The organism is Pseudomonas sp. MWU16-30322, assembly GCF_020515535.1.
Lineage (GTDB): Bacteria > Pseudomonadota > Gammaproteobacteria > Pseudomonadales > Pseudomonadaceae > Aquipseudomonas > Aquipseudomonas fluorescens_H.
This window is the reverse complement of the sequence record NZ_JAIWYL010000010.1, coordinates 199,871-215,575: the sequence shown is the minus strand read 5'-3', so window position 1 is coordinate 215,575 and position 15,705 is coordinate 199,871. Positions and strand designations below refer to the sequence as shown.

Sequence of the window (15,705 nt, the reverse complement as noted above, 5' to 3'; positions counted from 1 at the left end):
AAAAAGCCGTGTGAAACGCATTTCACACGGCTTTTCGGTTGCAGCGATCAAGCCTCTAAGGCTTGCGCGGGATCAATTCGGTTGGCTCGACTGGTCGCAGTTACCAGTCGTTGAACCGTGCAGAATCAATCAACGTGCAACGCTGTAGTTTTGGACAACATCGTTTTCAAAATAGATGGTCAAAACAATGCCTTGGCGCGTGGTTTTGCCACTGGTCACGCTGCCCACCTCATTTAATGTTCCCTGCGCATTGGAGACATGGGACGAAACCTGTGCAATTTGGCCACCTGTCTCGGGCGATACGAATCTGTGGGCGAGATTCATATACTTCTCGACCCCTTCCTCGCTCTTCACATAAGTCCAGTTAGTTATAGTGTCCGAGTCTGCCGCCTCCTGCATGGGAGGGCCAAATAACTGGGATATCTGGCTCTTGGTGGTCTTGCCACGAATGATGGTGGTCTTTAGATAAGCTTCGTCATATTTCTTCGCACCTACACCATTGGGATTCAACGATCCCATTAAATCGTTTGAGTTTGCGCAGCCGATTAAAAGTCCCGCCATCAGACACAGCGCAATTCCGTTTCTAAACGCTTTTCCATGTGTTGGCGACATACGCTTACCTGCATGTATTTCACGAATTATGGAGATGACGAGCAACGGAGCTCGACGCGATGTTGTTGATCAACACGCATGACTTTGTTATCCGTCAAGACAGTAGCTGTACTTCAGTCAATAGAAGACGCTTCCAGATTAGGGAGCGAAGATCGACTTAGCTATAGGGCAAGTGTGCTATTGCCGGATGGCCATGATTGCCAAAAACGCCAATATCCGCCTGGATGATAGACAAGCGACTTGTCGTTCATCCCCCCTTCATATCGTGAATCAGCTTGTTACCGTTGAGAGAAGCAACGACCTGACAAAAAGCGAAAACCTTACGTAGAATGTCTCCGTGGCTATGGAACACCTTCCTTCTAACCCCCTATGAACTAGGGGTTCCGCTCTCCACACCGCGCCTGCTTCTAGCAGGCGTTTTCATATCAGTTGCAGGCATGATGCTGCGGCTCGCTCACGACGACGACCCAAGGAGAAAATCAAGCATGAATCAGGAGCTATTCCTGCGTCGCCGTAGCAAAGTTCACGTACCGGTGGGTACTGGCGGTGCAACCCGCGCTCAGGTCGCGTCGGCTATCCGGGAGGTCGCGGCGTTCCGGTGTGTACTATCAGAAACGCTGATAGAGCAGATCGGCATGTTGTCACCGACAGAGCTCAAGCACTGGTTGTATGGCATTGTTGAAATCCTTCGGCGGAGGAGTGGCGCGCATGTGCATCATCGGCCGTTCTATCCTGACTTTCCAGATCAGGTTCTGAGGGCCACAGAGGCGGAGTTGTATCTTAACGCGGTCATACATTACCTCACGCTTAGGCGCCTACCACCGACTGAAGAATCTCGACCTCCACTGCTTGAAGGCAACTTCATACACTGGGTTATTGAGCCGGGAAGCGTCCATGAGTTCGAGTCACTGCTCGAGCCGCTGGTTTCATCACGCACTTCACTTTCCGAAGAGGAAACGGCTGATGTTGTCTGGTTCGTCAGGGAGTACAAAAGTGATGTTTTCCGTCTGCTGCCCGAGGCCATCCCTTTCCGGGAGATACGTGCACAGGTTGGCGGCGCACTTATCCTGCATGTAGCCGGTGACGCACGGGTGGACGCATTCCTGGAGCGCAACGTCGAAACGGCGACGGATGTGCTGCGACTCGCGGTCGCCCTGAGTGGAGGTGACGTGTCACTTGCGACAGCTACGACACGTTTCAAAGCGATGAAGCGCTCGATGCGCCGTCTGTTATTACGCCTGCTCGACTCAATACCCAATGCTACAGAAGATGTGATGCGCCACGCCGAGCGCTGGAAGCGTCTGGCTGAAGTGCTGCATCCGGGCGACTACGCCGATAAGTACCCACGAGCACTCGACGCGATCACGGCAGCGCGCCGCGACGAAGCGCCAGCCACCTTTGGTTCACGTGTCGAAACACTGCTGGCCCAGCGCGACATCGCCACGCTCACGCCCTTACTACAGAGCCGTCCCGGTGAATTCGCACGACGGCTGGACGTGAGCCTGCGGCGCGCGACGAACCCCGAGTCGGTTCTCGACGCATTCGAGGCTGTTGCAACACAAGTGTCCTCACCTGTCCTGCTGCAATTGCTCGCCCAGGTACGCGCTCCACGCCCCCTGTCCCTGCGCGCCTTCACCCCAAAAGGCGCATTCGCCAAGGTCTATGGCATCAAGGATCACCGCGAACCTCTCACCGCCGAAGTGTTGGCTCGCGCAGCCCGAATCTGCGAAAACGCGCTTGTAACGCGTTTTGCATCGCTGCCGCCACTCGGTCGTTGTTTCATCGATCCCGCATTACGCGAATACAAGGTGCCGCTGGCGCAGCGTGCATCGTCGAAATCGCTACGTACGCTGGTGCGAGGCAGTCGGTTGCCTATGCCTGATGCACGCTTCATTCGCCTGTTCTTGTGGTGGAAGAATGGCACCGGGCGCACGGATATTGACTTGTCCGCCGCTTTTTTCGACGCCGACTTCGTATTCAAGCAAACGGTCGCGTACTACAACCTGAAGGATTTCGGCGGTTGCCACAGCGGCGACATCACCGACGCGCCCGACGGCGCGTCGGAGTTCATCGACCTCGATGTAGATGCCCTCGTCGACAGAGGTATTCGCTACGTCGTCACGTCCATCAACTCATACACCACACAACCGTACTGCGATCTTCCAGAATGCTTCGCTGGCTGGATGGCCCGCACCGATACGGCATCGGGTGAAGTATTCGAGCCGCGAACCGTGTTCGACCGTGTCGATATCGCATCCGACACAATTATCTGTCTGCCCTTCGTGATGGATTTACAGGAACGACGCACGATTTGGGCCGATCTGGGACTTACTTCATCGCCGCGGTGGAACAACGTCGGGAACAATCTCAGTGGGGTATCGTTGATGCTGCGGGCCTTGGTTCATACGCCACGGCCGGATTTGGCAACGCTGTTCGACTTGCATGTACGAGCACGAGGGGAACGAGTTGCTTCGCCGGAGCAAGCAAATGCAGTGTTTGCGCCTGAGCAAGGGATAACACCGTTCGATACAGATTTGATTCGATCACAGTTTCTCTGATACGTATGCCAGCCTTAGCGATCGATTGAGAACTACGCCCCTTGCTCCAGTGCTCCCACCAAAAATGCCAGCAAGTCTCACTGAGTGGCCGTTCGCTCCGAAGCACTAATAGAACCCCAAAAAAAACGCCTGATGCATAAGCACCAGGCGTTTTTTGTTTCAACCGATCCGCCCTGAGGCCGAGGGCATTATTCCCACTCAATGGTCGCTGGCGGCTTGCTCGACACGTCGTAGGTGACGCGGGAGATGCCTTCGATTTCATTGATGATGCGGCCGGAAACGGTTTCCAGCAGTTCGTAAGGCAGGTGAGCCCAACGTGCGGTCATGAAGTCGATGGTTTCTACGGCACGCAGGGCCACGACCCACGCGTAACGACGGCCATCGCCGACCACGCCAACCGATTTCACTGGCTGGAACACTACGAAGGCCTGGCTGACCTTGTGGTACCAGTCGGCTTTGCGCAGTTCTTCGATGAAGATGTGGTCGGCACGACGCAGCAGGTCGGCGTATTCCTTCTTCACTTCGCCGAGGATGCGTACGCCCAGACCCGGGCCCGGGAACGGGTGACGGTAGACCATGTCGTACGGCAGGCCCAGCTCCAGACCCAGACGACGGACTTCGTCCTTGAACAGTTCGCGCAGTGGCTCGACCAGTTTCAGGTTCATCTCTTCCGGCAGGCCGCCCACGTTGTGGTGCGACTTGATCACGTGCGCCTTGCCGCTTTTCGCGCCAGCCGACTCGATCACGTCCGGGTAAATGGTGCCCTGCGCCAGGTACTTGATGTTGTCCAGCTTGCAGGATTCGGCATCGAACACGTCGATGAAGGTACGGCCGATGATCTTGCGCTTCTTCTCCGGGTCGGCTTCGCCGGCCAGGTTGTTGAGGAACTGCTCTTCAGCATTGGCGCGGATCACCTTGACGCCCATGTTCTCGGCGAACATGGCCATCACTTGCTCGCCTTCGTGCAGACGCAGCAGACCGTTGTCGACGAAGACGCAGGTCAGCTGGTCGCCGATGGCCTTGTGCAGCAGCGCCGCAACCACCGAGGAGTCAACGCCGCCGGACAGACCCAGCAGCACGTTGTCGGTGCCGACTTGTGCGCGGATGTTGGCGATGGCGTCTTCAGCGATCTTCGACGGGGTCCACAGGGCTTCACAGCCGCAGATGTCCAGCACGAAGCGCGACAGGATGCGACCGCCCTGCTTGGTGTGGGTCACTTCCGGGTGGAACTGCACGCCGTAGTAAGCGCGTTCGTCGTTGAACATGCCGGCGATCGGGCAGCTTGGGGTGCTGGCGAGTATGTGGAAGTCTTCCGGCATCTTGGTGACCTTGTCACCGTGGCTCATCCACACGTCGAGACCGAACAGGCCGTCGGCGTCGATGTGGTCTTCGATGCCGTCGAGCAGGCGGCTCTTGCCGACCACGTCAACGCGGGCGTAACCGAACTCACGCAGCTCGGAACCTTCAACCTTGCCGCCAAGCTGCTCGGCCATGGTCTGCATGCCGTAGCAGATACCGAAAACCGGCACGCCCAGGTCAAACACCGCTTGCGGGCAGCGCGGGCTGTTGGCTTCGTGTACGGATTCGGGGCCGCCGGCGAGAATGACGCCTTTAGGCGCGAATTCGCGGATCGCCTCTTCGTCCATGTCGAACGGGTGCAGCTCGCAGTACACACCGATCTCGCGCACGCGGCGGGCAATCAGTTGGGTGTATTGCGAACCGAAGTCGAGGATCAGGATGCGGTGAGCGTGAATGTCGAGGGCCATGATTCAGTCTCGTCTAAGTAATTCAGAAACAGTCGTGATTCAGAAACAACTCGGGGCTGAATAAAACAGCCCCGGTTGCTTAACGATTTGCTTGAAGCATCAACCTACGCGGTAGTTTGGCGCTTCCTTGGTGATCTGCACGTCGTGAACGTGGGATTCGGCCATACCGGCACCGGTGATCCGCACGAACTCAGGCTTGGTACGCATTTCTTCGATGTCGGCGCTGCCGGTGTAACCCATCGAGGAACGCAGACCGCCCATCAACTGGTGGATGATCGCGGTCAGGGTGCCTTTGTACGGCACACGGCCTTCGATCCCTTCCGGAACCAGTTTCTCGGCGCCTGCCGAGGAGTCCTGGAAGTAACGGTCGGAGGAACCTTGAGCCTGGGACATGGCGCCCAGCGAACCCATGCCGCGATACGCCTTGTACGAACGGCCCTGGAACAGTTCGATCTCGCCCGGCGCTTCTTCAGTACCGGCGAACATCGAGCCCATCATCACGCAGGATGCACCGGCCACGATGGCCTTGGACAGGTCACCGGAGAACCGGATGCCGCCGTCGGCGATCAACGGCACGCCAGTGCCTTCAAGGGCAGCGGCGACGTTGGCGATGGCACTGATTTGCGGCACGCCGACACCAGCGACGATACGGGTGGTGCAGATCGAGCCAGGGCCGATACCGACCTTGACTGCGTCGGCGCCAGCTTCGGCCAGAGCCTTGGCGGCAGCGCCGGTGGCGATGTTGCCGCCGATCACCTGCACTTCAGGGAAATTCTCTTTGACCCAGCGAACGCGGTCGATCACGCCTTTGGAGTGACCGTGTGCGGTGTCGACCACCACCACGTCCACACCGGCGTTGACCAGCGCAGCAACGCGGTCACCGGTGTCTTTACCGGTGCCGACAGCTGCGCCAACGCGCAGACGACCTTGATCGTCCTTGCTGGCCAGCGGGTAGGCTTTGGCTTTTTCGATGTCTTTGACGGTCATCATGCCTTTGAGGGCAAACTTGTCATCGACGATCAGAACTTTTTCCAGACGGTGCTTGTGCAGCAGCTCGCGGACTTCGTTCTTGTTGGCGCCTTCACGGACGGTGACCAGACGCTCTTTAGGCGTCATCACTTCACGTACGGTGGCTTCCAGACGAGTTTCGAAGCGTACGTCACGGGAAGTGACGATGCCGACCAGGTCGCCATCGTGCAGTACCGGAACGCCGGAGATGTTGTGCATGCGGGTCAGTTCGAACAGGTCACGTACCGTGGCATCAGCCTCGATGGTGATCGGATCCTTGACGACGCCGGCTTCGAACTTCTTGACCTTACGCACTTCGGCAGCTTGCTGCTCGATGGTCATGTTCTTGTGGATGATACCGATACCACCTTCCTGAGCCATGGCGATTGCCAGACGGGCTTCAGTGACGGTGTCCATGGCGGCAGAAACCAGAGGAATATTCAGCTCGATGCCACGGGTAAGGCGGGTCTTGAGACTGACTTCGTTAGGAAGCACCTCGGAATAACCGGGCACTAGGAGAATGTCGTCGAATGTCAGAGCTTCTTGGCTGATACGCAGCATCGCGGGGGCTCCCGAGCGGGAAAATGGAAGCGCGCCATTATAGTCAGACACCCCCTGCTGTTCAATGTAAAACTCAGCTTAATATCAATGTTGCTGATATACGGAGACCCCCGCCGCTACAGCTCCACCTTGACCCAAGAGACAGATTGATCGAGCCAATCGGCGAACTCATCGATAAAGCTCTGCTTGAACCCGGCTTCCAGCCAGTTGTTGAAGATGAAACCCAGGTTGGAAAACGCACATTCCTGCAAGAACAGAAAGCCGTTGATATCGTCTTCATGCCCGCATTCCGGGCAGGTGAAGTTATCGGTGCGCCCGGGCATCCAGTCTTCCAGACTCTCGAACAGCGCTTCGCCGACTTCGCGGCGGCACTCGGCGCACCCGGCTTCTTCGAGAAAACCCTTGGCCGGGGTGTAGATGCAGCGCTTGACGATGATCTCCAGGCCATTGATCGGTTCACCGAAAGGCAGTGCCTCGGGATGCAGTACCACCGCACGCGCGCCGTCGGCAATCGCATGGGCCATGCGGTTGCCGGTGCGGCCGCAGGTAGTCAGCTGTTCTTCGATGATGTTCTTGCGCACCAGCCAGCGCACGATCGCCCGGGCCCGGGGTTCGTGGACCGGCAGGGTGGAGATTTTCGGGACGATGATGCTTTGCGAATTCATGGTGCAAGCCTGCTGCAGATACCGAGATTTACCCCTGTAGGAGTGAGCCTGCTCGCGATAGCGGTGGGTCAGACACATCAAGATCAACTGATACACCGCTATCGCGAGCAGGCTCACTCCTACAAAGGAATTGCGGCCGGCAGCTTAATCCCTGACGAAATCCGGTCAAGTGCTCACGCCATACTAATAATGTAGCGCCCGATCAACGCAATCCCGCTGGCCAGCACCAGCCAGGTCACCAGCCGCACGAACGCCTCGCGCGACAGACGCATGGTCAACCGCCGCCCGATCCACAACCCCAGCGCCATGGCCGGCAACAGACACAGCGCCAGCATCAACAAGGGTAGCTCGGCATACACCCCGGCGATGGCGAACAGGCTCAAACGCACCACCGTGCTGCAACTGATCAGCGCACTTTGCGTGGCCCGCGCCGCATCTTTCGGCAAACGGCTGTTGAGATAGATCGCATATAAGAAGCCGCCACTGCCAAACAGCGCGCCAAACAGCCCGCCCACGGTGCCCATCGGCAGCGCCCATGCGGCGGACAGCTGCGTCGGCCGGGCTTTGACCCACAGGCTGTAAATCGCGTAAGCACTGATGAACAGCCCCATCAACAGCAGCAACAGATCGGATTTGAGGTTAAGCAGGAAAATCACCCCCAACGTGCATCCCACCGCCATGCACGGCAACAGCCGCAACAACTCGGGTTTCGCCACGTCCCGGCGCGAAGGCAGCAGATTGCCGAACGCCGCGACGAAATCCAGCAGCACCAGCAGCGGCACGATTTTCGACAACGGCATGAACAGAATCAGAATCGGCCCCGCGACCAGTGCGGTACCGAACCCGGCAATCCCGAAGACGATATAGGCCAGCGCAATCCCCAGCCCGATCACCGCCCAGCCGCCCGCGCCCCACGTCCACTCGCTCAACAACCCCGCCACGCTCATCGGTCCGCTTCCTTTATAAGCCTGTGATGACTTTAGCCAGCGCCAAGCCTTGCGACTAATATGATCAAAGTCGCCCACCCATCTCGAAAAGGCATACCTGGTGCTTTCAACCCGTCAACTGCGCTATTTCGTGGAAATCGCCGAATGCGGCAGCTTCAGCGCCGCGGCTGAACGCTTGTTCATCGCGCAGTCGGCGCTGAGCCGGCAGATCAAGGACATGGAAGCGCGCCTGCAAACCCCGCTGTTCGAACGCACTGCACGCCAGCCCCGGCTCACGGCGGCAGGTGAGGCGTTTTTGCCGCGAGCCAGAAACCTGCTCAATGAACTGAGCAAAGCCAGCGCGATGGCCACCGAAGTCGGTAACGGGCAATCGGGTACTGTGCGTCTGAGTCATTCCAGCACCGTGTCGATCAGCGGGCATCTACTACATCGGATCAGCACTTATCTCGATCAGCAGCACGGCGTGTCGCTGGACATCGACAAACTGTCCTCCGAGGCGCAGCTTGAGGAACTCGCCGAAGGACGTCTCGACATTGGTCTGTTGCGCCTGCCGGTGTTGCGTCAGCGTGAGGGCATTCAGGTTGTGCATCTGTTCACCGAGCGCCTGCTGTTGGCGGTGCCGAGCGATCATCCGCTGGCCGATTCATCCGCTGTCGAACTGGCGCAACTGAAGGACGAAGCGTTCATCTCGATCCCGCATCCGCAGCGCGGTGGACTCAGTTATTTGTGCGCAGACCTGTGCATGCGTCAGGGCTTTTTCCCCAAAGCCGCGCGGGTGATGTCGCGCAAGACCACGCAGTTGCAACTGATCCAGGCTGGATTCGGGATTGCCCTGCTGCCCGAGTCGATGCAGGACATCGCGCCCAGCGGCGTACGATTTCTACCGCTGAGTGATGCCGATTGCCAAAGCACCGTCGCCCTCGCCTACCGGCAAAACCCCACGCCACTGGTGCAACACTTCATCCAGACCTTCACAAATCCACCCTGTGGGAGCGGGCTTGCTCGCGAAGGCGGCGTGTCAGTCGAAACTTGATTTGCCTGCCACACCGCTTTCGCGAGCAAGCCCGCTCCCACAATTGGTTTTGTGTTGGGTCATGGTGATCGGTAGGCGAATGCCTTTAAACTGCGCCCCATGATTAAAGATCCCTTTGCAAGACTTGGCCTGGAACGTGAAGTCCTGACCGTCAGCCAGCTCAACGGCCGCGCGCGGGTGTTGCTCGAAGACGTGTTCAGCAACATCTGGGTCGAAGGCGAAATCTCCAACCTCGCCCGTCCGGCGTCCGGCCACGTGTATTTCACCCTCAAGGACAGCGGTGCGCAGGTGCGTTGCGCGCTGTTCCGCAATAATGCGGCACGGGTGCGTCAGGCGCTGAAGGACGGCTTGGCCGTGAAAGTGCGCGGCAAGGTCTCGCTGTTCGAAGGGCGCGGCGACTATCAGCTGATTCTCGACACCGTGGAGCCGGCCGGTGACGGCGCGCTGCGCCTGGCCTTCGATGCGCTGAAAGAAAAACTCAGCGCCGAAGGCCTGTTCAGCGCCGAACGCAAAGTGCCGCTGCCGGCGCATCCGCAACGCATCGGCATCATCAGTTCGCCGACCGGCGCGGTGATTCGCGACATCATCAGCGTGTTCCGCCGCCGGGCGCCGCAGGTGCAACTGACGCTGATTCCGACCGCTGTGCAGGGGCGCGAAGCCACTGCGCAAATCGTCCGCGCGCTGAAACTGGCCGACGCCCGTGGTTTCGACGCGCTGATCCTCGCCCGTGGCGGTGGTTCGCTGGAAGACCTCTGGTGCTTCAACGAAGAAGCCGTGGCCCGCGCGGTCGATGCCTGCGTGACGCCGATCGTCAGCGCGGTCGGGCACGAAACCGACGTGTCGATCAGTGATTTCGTGGCTGACGTGCGCGCCCCAACGCCCTCCGCTGCCGCCGAATTGCTGGCCCCGGATTCGAGTCACCTGATCCGTCAGGTCGAAAGCCTGCACCGACGTCTGGTGATGCGCATGCGCGACCGTTTGATGCGCGATCGCCTGCGCCTCGAAGGCATGGCCCGCCGTCTGCGTCACCCCGGCGAACGCCTGCGTCAGCAAGCGCAACGCCTGGATGACCTGGACATGCGCCTGCGCCGGGCGTTCGAACGCCAGCTCAATACCCGCCGCGAACGCCTGATCCGTCTGGAAACCCGCCTCGCCGGGCAACACCCGGGACGCCAACTGGCGATGCTGCGCCAGCGCCTCGACAGCCTCGCCGAACGCCTGCCGCGAGCCATGCGCGAAGGCCTGAAAAGCCGTCGCCTGCAACTGCACAGCCAGATGCAGACGCTGCATGTGGTCAGTCCGCTGGCGACGCTTGGCCGCGGTTACAGCATTCTGCTGGATGAACGCGGCCAGGCGATCCGCAACGCCGCGCAGACCCACAACGGGCAGCGCCTGAAGGCCAAACTTGGCGAAGGCGAACTGCAAGTGCGCGTCGAGGACAACCACCTGACGCCCGTCACCCTCTCTTTACTGGACTGATCCATGCCGCGTTTTTTCGCTCCGTTATTGTTGCTGTGCCTGACCACCTTCAATGCCCACGCCGACAGCTACATCACCCGTCTGCTGAACAAACCGGTGCCGGGCGGCGTGGCCGTGGTTGATCTGGGCAGCGCCACTCAGGCACCTAAAGCCACCTATCAGGGCAAACCGGTGCTGGTGGTGAAAGAACAGAACAACTGGCTGGCGATTGTCGGTGTGCCGCTGACGGTCAAACCCGGCAGTCAGCAGATCAGCAGCGGCGGACGTAATCTGCCGTTCACCGTCGGCAACAAGAAATACCCGGAACAGCACATCACCCTGAAGAACACTCAGCAGGTCAATCCGAACCCGGCCAACCTCAAACGCATCGAGGGCGAACTGGCCGAGCAGATCAAGGCTTACCGCAGCTTCAGCCCGAACACCCCGAGCAACCTGCTGCTGGACAAACCGGTCAACGGGCCGCTGTCGAGCAAGTTCGGTGTGCGCCGCTTCTTCAATGGCGAAGAGCGCAACCCACACGCCGGCCTCGACTTTGCGGTGCCGGCCGGTACGCCGATCAAGACCCCGGCGGCAGGCAAAGTGATTCTCACCGGCAACTACTTCTTCAACGGCAACACGGTGTTTGTCGATCACGGCCAGGGCTTTATCAGCATGTTCTGCCACATGTCGAAAATCGACGTGAAGGTCGGCGATCAACTGGCCCGTGGCGCAGTGGTGGGCAAGGTCGGCTCGACCGGCCGGGCGACCGGGCCGCACATGCACTGGAACATCAGCCTGAACGATGCGCGGGTGGATCCGGCGATTTTCATTGGTGCATTTCAGCCGTAATTCTTGATTGAGGCTACCGGCCCCTTCGGGAGCAAGCCCCCTCCCACATTGGATTTGTGTGGTGAACACGATCAACTGTGGGAGCGGGCTTGCTCGCGAAGGCGGCCCATCCCACACCGTAAACCCTGCTGACACCCCACCCGCTTCAATTGCGCCCCAATCAACCCCCGCGCAAACATCAACACGATCATTCGCCTGAAGCACAATAAAATCGCGCTAATCCCCGCTTTTCGAGTATTCCTCTCAATTTTTTTCGACTGCTTGCCATCCTCTCACCTCGCGGTTAGGGTTGAAGACATGAAAACCTCTCACACCCTTATTCAGCTTCGCCAGCACCGTAGTCTGTGCCTCGTCAGCGCACGACTGCCGGGCTGAATCGCTGCGCCTCGTCCCAAGCTGTTCCCCGAACATTCGTTCCACCGGCAGGCCGCCTCTTTTCGGCCCAGACAATAAGGATTTTCCCGATGAGCATGCTCAAAGACCCGTCTTCGAAATACCGCGCGTTCCCCGTCATCAATCTGCCGGATCGCACCTGGCCGTCGAAAACCATCGACGCCGCGCCGATCTGGTGCAGCTCCGACCTGCGTGACGGCAACCAGTCGCTGATCGAGCCGATGGACGCGGTGAAGAAGCTGCGCTTCTGGAAAACCCTCGTGCAAGTCGGCGTGAAGGAAATCGAAGCCTCGTTCCCGGCCGCTTCGCAAACCGACTTCGACTTCGTGCGTACCCTGATCGAAGAAGGCCACATCCCGGACGACACCACCATTCAGGTGCTGACCCAGGGCCGTGAAGACTTGATCGAGCGCACTTTCGAATCCCTGCGCGGGGCGAAGAAAGCCATCGTTCACCTGTACAACGCCACCTCGCCTTCCTTCCGTCGCATTGTCTTCAACCAGGACAAGGACGGCATCAAGGCCATCGCGGTCAATGCGGCGAAGCTGTTCGTCAAGTACGCGGCGATGCAGCCGGACACCGAGTGGACTTTCGAATACTCCCCGGAAACCTTCAGCGCCACCGAGCTGGAGTTTGCCAAGGAAGTCTGCGACGCAGTGATCGAGGTCTGGAACCCGACGCCTGAGCACAAGATGATCCTCAACCTGCCGGCCACCGTCGAATGCGCAACGCCGAACGTCTACGCCGACCAGATCGAATGGTTCGGCCGCAACATCAACCGTCGTGACAGCGTGATCATCAGCCTGCACACCCACAACGACCGTGGCACCGGCGTCGCCGCCACCGAGCTGGGCCTGATGGCTGGCGCGGATCGCGTCGAAGGCTGCCTGTTCGGCAACGGCGAGCGTACCGGTAACGTTGACCTCGTCACTGTGGCCCTGAACATGTACACCCAGGGCGTCGACCCTGAGCTGGACTTCTCCGACATCGACGGCGTGCGCAAGGTCGTCGAAGAGTGCAACCAGATCCAGGTGCACCCGCGTCACCCGTACGTCGGCGACCTGGTACACACCGCATTCTCCGGCTCGCACCAGGACGCAATCCGCAAGGGCTTCGCCCAGCAGAAACCGGATACCCTGTGGGAAGTGCCGTACCTGCCGATCGACCCGGCCGACATCGGCCGCAGCTACGAGGCGGTGATTCGTGTGAACAGCCAGTCGGGCAAGGGCGGTATCGCCTACTTGCTGGAGCAGGAATACGGCATCAGCCTGCCGCGTCGCATGCAGATCGAGTTCAGCCAGGTCGTGCAGCGTGAGACCGATCGCCTCGGCCTGGAAATGACCGCCAAGCAGATTCACTCGCTGTTGATCAGCGAATACCTGCAAGCCAATACCCCGTACGCGCTGGTCAGCCATCGCCTGCAGGAAGAAAACGGCAACAGTGCCGTCGAAGTTGAAGTGGCGAGCCAGGGTCAGGGCGAAACCAACCTGCACTGGCGCGGCAAGGGCAACGGCGCGCTGGAAGCCCTGGTGGCCGGTCTGCCGATTCCGGTGGAAATCATGGACTACAACGAACATGCGATCGGCGCGGGCACCAACGCCAAGGCAGCGGCCTACATCGAACTGCGTGTGAACGGTGAGCGTGCGGTGCACGGCGTGGGTATCGATGAAAACATCACCACCGCCAGCTTCAAGGCGCTGTTCAGTGCGCTGAACCGCTCCCTGAGCCAGCCGGAAGCGAAAGCGGCCTAAGCCTTCGCTGACATGCAAAAAGGCCCCGGAGTGTGAACTCCGGGGCCTTTTTTATGCCTGCTGGTTTTGTGTTGCCTGATCGGGCCTCTTCGCGAGCAAGCCCGCTCCCACAGGGTATTGCGTTCTACCTGTGGGAGCGGGCTTGCTCGCGAAAGCGGTCGCGAATATCAAGTGAGTTCGAAGGTATCCGCGTCCAGATTGGCCGGGAAGCGCTCGCGATACGCCGCCAGTGGCGCGGCTTCCAGCACGACCTTGAACACGCCGTCCGCCTCCCCCGCCGCCAGCAACGTTTCACCCTGAAAATCCAGCACCTGACTGTCGCCGGTATAGGCGAAGCCCTTGCCGTCGGTGCCAATACGATTCACTGCCGCCACATAGCACAGGTTTTCAATCGCCCGCGCCGGCAACAAGCGGTTCCAGTGCAGACGCCGTGCGCCCGGCCAGTTGGCGGTGTACAGCAGCAGATCGGTGTCGTGCGCGTCGCGACTCCACACCGGGAACCGCAGGTCGTAGCAAATCAGCGGCCGGATGCGCCAACCCTTGAGTTCGAACTGCACCTGACGCTCGCCGGGCGTGTAGTGATGGTGTTCGCCCGCCATGCGAAACAGGTGGCGCTTGTCGTAATGCCAGACTTCGCCGTCCGGGCGCGCCCACAGCAGGCGGTTGCGATGGCTACCGTCCGCCGCCTGAATGATCACGCTGCCGGTGATCACCGCATTGAGCTTCGCGGCCTGCGCCTTCATCCATTTGCTGGTCGGGCCATGCTCGGCTTCGGCGAGGGTTTCCGATTCCATGGAGAAGCCGGTGGTGAACATCTCCGGCAGGATGATCAGGTCTGCGCCGCGGGCCTGCTCCAGCAGCACGTCGAAGTGCTCAAGGTTGGCCTGACGGTCGTGCCAGGCCAGGCTGGTCTGGATCAGCGCCAGGTGAAGATCGGGCAATGCACTCAGATCACGCATAGTTTTGCCGCTGCCTCGCGCAGCGTCTCCTCGCGTTTGGCGAAGCACAGGCGCACCAGGCGCTGGCCTTCGGGTGGTTTCTGGTAGAACACCGACACCGGAATGCTCGCCACGCCGTGTTCGCGGGTCATCCAGATCGCCATGTCGACGTCGTTCAGGTCAGGGCGAATCTGCGAGTAGTCGACCAACTGGAAATACGTACCGGTGACGCGGGTGAAGGTAAAGCGCGACGGCGCCAGCAAATCGCAGAACAGGTCGCGCTTGGCCTGATAGAAACCCGGCAGCTCTTCAACGTGCTCCGGGTGTTCGGCCATGTAATCGGCCAGGGCGTACTGCAGCGGCGTGACCCCGCAGAAACTGACGTACTGGTGCACCTTGCGCAGCTCGGCGGTCAGCGCCGGTGGCGCCACCACGTAGCCGGTTTTCCAGCCGGTGACGTGATAGGTCTTGCCGAATGAGCTGACCACGAAGGCGCGCTGATACAGCTCTTCGTGGGCCAGCACGCTGACATGCGGCACGCCGTCGAACACCAGGTGTTCATAGACTTCGTCGCTGATAAGGTATATGTCCCGACCCCGGATCAACTCCGCCAATTGATCCAGTTCGGCACGGCTGATTAGTGCACCGCTCGGGTTGTGCGGGGTGTTGATGACGATCATTTTCGTGCGCGGGCTGAGGGCCGCGGCGAGTTGCTCGAAATCGATGGAGAAATCGTTCGGGTTCAGTTGCACATGCACGCAGCGGCCGCCCGCCAACTGCGTCGCCGGCTCATAGCTGTCGTAGCACGGGTCGAACACGATGACTTCGTCGCCGCTGTGGATAACCGCCTGAATCGCACAGAAGATCGCCTGAGTCGCGCCTGGGGTCACCGTCACTTCACTGTCGGCATCGACTTTCACGCCATAGCTGCGCGCGATCTTCGCCGCGATCTGCTCGCGCAGCGCCGGCAGACCGGTCATCGGTGAATACTGGTTATGGCCGCTGGCGATATGCCGACCGACCGCGTCACGCAGGGATTGCGGGCCGTCGAAATCAGGAAAACCCTGGGACAGGTTGATCGCTCCGGTCTGCGCCGCGAGCTGAGACATCTGCGTGAAAATAGTGATGCCGACATTCGGCAGCTTACTGGTGATCATCGAGGGGTT

12 protein-coding genes are annotated in these 15,705 nt (G+C 59.8%); 5 read left to right on the top strand and 7 right to left on the bottom strand.

Annotated features, from left to right (window positions below; genetic code table 11):
• Positions 1 to 129: 129 nt before the first annotated feature.
• On the bottom strand, positions 130 to 657 hold the full coding sequence (locus LCH64_RS21795) for a hypothetical protein (protein ID WP_226501210.1): 528 nt from the start codon (positions 655 to 657) through the stop codon (positions 130 to 132).
• Positions 658 to 1,097: 440 nt separating this feature from the next.
• On the opposite strand from LCH64_RS21795, the gene LCH64_RS21790 reads away from it, so the two are divergent.
• A complete protein-coding gene (locus tag LCH64_RS21790; RefSeq protein ID WP_226501209.1) occupies positions 1,098 to 3,170 on the top strand; it encodes a TerD family protein in 2,073 nt (690 codons plus the stop codon).
• Positions 3,171 to 3,358: 188 nt separating this feature from the next.
• Here LCH64_RS21790 and guaA read toward each other — a convergent pair whose 3' ends face one another.
• The 4 genes from guaA to LCH64_RS21770 all read right to left on the bottom strand — a co-directional run bounded on the left by guaA (position 3,359) and on the right by LCH64_RS21770 (position 8,117).
• Positions 3,359 to 4,936 carry a glutamine-hydrolyzing GMP synthase gene (guaA, locus tag LCH64_RS21785; RefSeq protein WP_003227864.1) on the bottom strand — a complete coding sequence of 526 codons (1,578 nt, stop codon included), beginning with the start codon at positions 4,934 to 4,936 and terminating at the stop codon, positions 3,359 to 3,361.
• Positions 4,937 to 5,035: 99 nt separating this feature from the next.
• Positions 5,036 to 6,505 (bottom strand): IMP dehydrogenase, encoded by a 1,470-nt coding sequence (guaB, locus tag LCH64_RS21780; RefSeq protein ID WP_003227866.1) that lies wholly within the window; start codon positions 6,503 to 6,505, stop codon positions 5,036 to 5,038.
• A 116-nt stretch (positions 6,506 to 6,621) separates the two neighbouring features.
• Positions 6,622 to 7,170, bottom strand: coding sequence for a sugar ABC transporter ATPase (locus tag LCH64_RS21775; protein WP_226501208.1), 549 nt, complete (start codon positions 7,168 to 7,170; stop codon positions 6,622 to 6,624).
• A gap of 173 nt (positions 7,171 to 7,343) precedes the next feature.
• Positions 7,344 to 8,117: a sulfite exporter TauE/SafE family protein gene (locus LCH64_RS21770; RefSeq protein ID WP_003227870.1), complete on the bottom strand. Its 774-nt coding sequence runs from the start codon at positions 8,115 to 8,117 to the stop codon at positions 7,344 to 7,346.
• Positions 8,118 to 8,217: 100 nt separating this feature from the next.
• On the opposite strand from LCH64_RS21770, the gene LCH64_RS21765 reads away from it, so the two are divergent.
• The 4 genes from LCH64_RS21765 (at position 8,218) to leuA (ending at position 13,601) form a co-directional block, all read left to right on the top strand.
• A complete protein-coding gene (locus tag LCH64_RS21765; protein WP_226501207.1) occupies positions 8,218 to 9,150 on the top strand; it encodes a LysR family transcriptional regulator in 933 nt (310 codons plus the stop codon).
• 99 nt (positions 9,151 to 9,249) lie between these two features.
• On the top strand, positions 9,250 to 10,629 hold the full coding sequence (gene xseA, locus LCH64_RS21760) for an exodeoxyribonuclease VII large subunit (protein ID WP_226501206.1): 1,380 nt from the start codon (positions 9,250 to 9,252) through the stop codon (positions 10,627 to 10,629).
• A 3-nt stretch (positions 10,630 to 10,632) separates the two neighbouring features.
• Positions 10,633 to 11,457, top strand: coding sequence for a peptidoglycan DD-metalloendopeptidase family protein (locus LCH64_RS21755; RefSeq protein ID WP_003227874.1), 825 nt, complete (start codon positions 10,633 to 10,635; stop codon positions 11,455 to 11,457).
• Between the two features lie 464 nt (positions 11,458 to 11,921).
• A complete protein-coding gene (gene leuA / locus LCH64_RS21750) occupies positions 11,922 to 13,601 on the top strand; it encodes a 2-isopropylmalate synthase (RefSeq protein ID WP_003227879.1) in 1,680 nt (559 codons plus the stop codon).
• 167 nt (positions 13,602 to 13,768) lie between these two features.
• Here leuA and LCH64_RS21745 read toward each other — a convergent pair whose 3' ends face one another.
• Both LCH64_RS21745 and LCH64_RS21740 read right to left on the bottom strand, forming a co-directional pair.
• Positions 13,769 to 14,560 carry an amidohydrolase gene (locus tag LCH64_RS21745; RefSeq protein ID WP_103520540.1) on the bottom strand — a complete coding sequence of 264 codons (792 nt, stop codon included), beginning with the start codon at positions 14,558 to 14,560 and terminating at the stop codon, positions 13,769 to 13,771.
• Complete coding sequence (locus tag LCH64_RS21740) at positions 14,548 to 15,696, bottom strand: pyridoxal phosphate-dependent aminotransferase (RefSeq protein WP_226501205.1); 1,149 nt, start codon at positions 15,694 to 15,696, stop codon at positions 14,548 to 14,550. Before LCH64_RS21740 ends, LCH64_RS21745 begins: the two co-directional genes overlap by 13 nt.
• Positions 15,697 to 15,705: the final 9 nt, after the last annotated feature.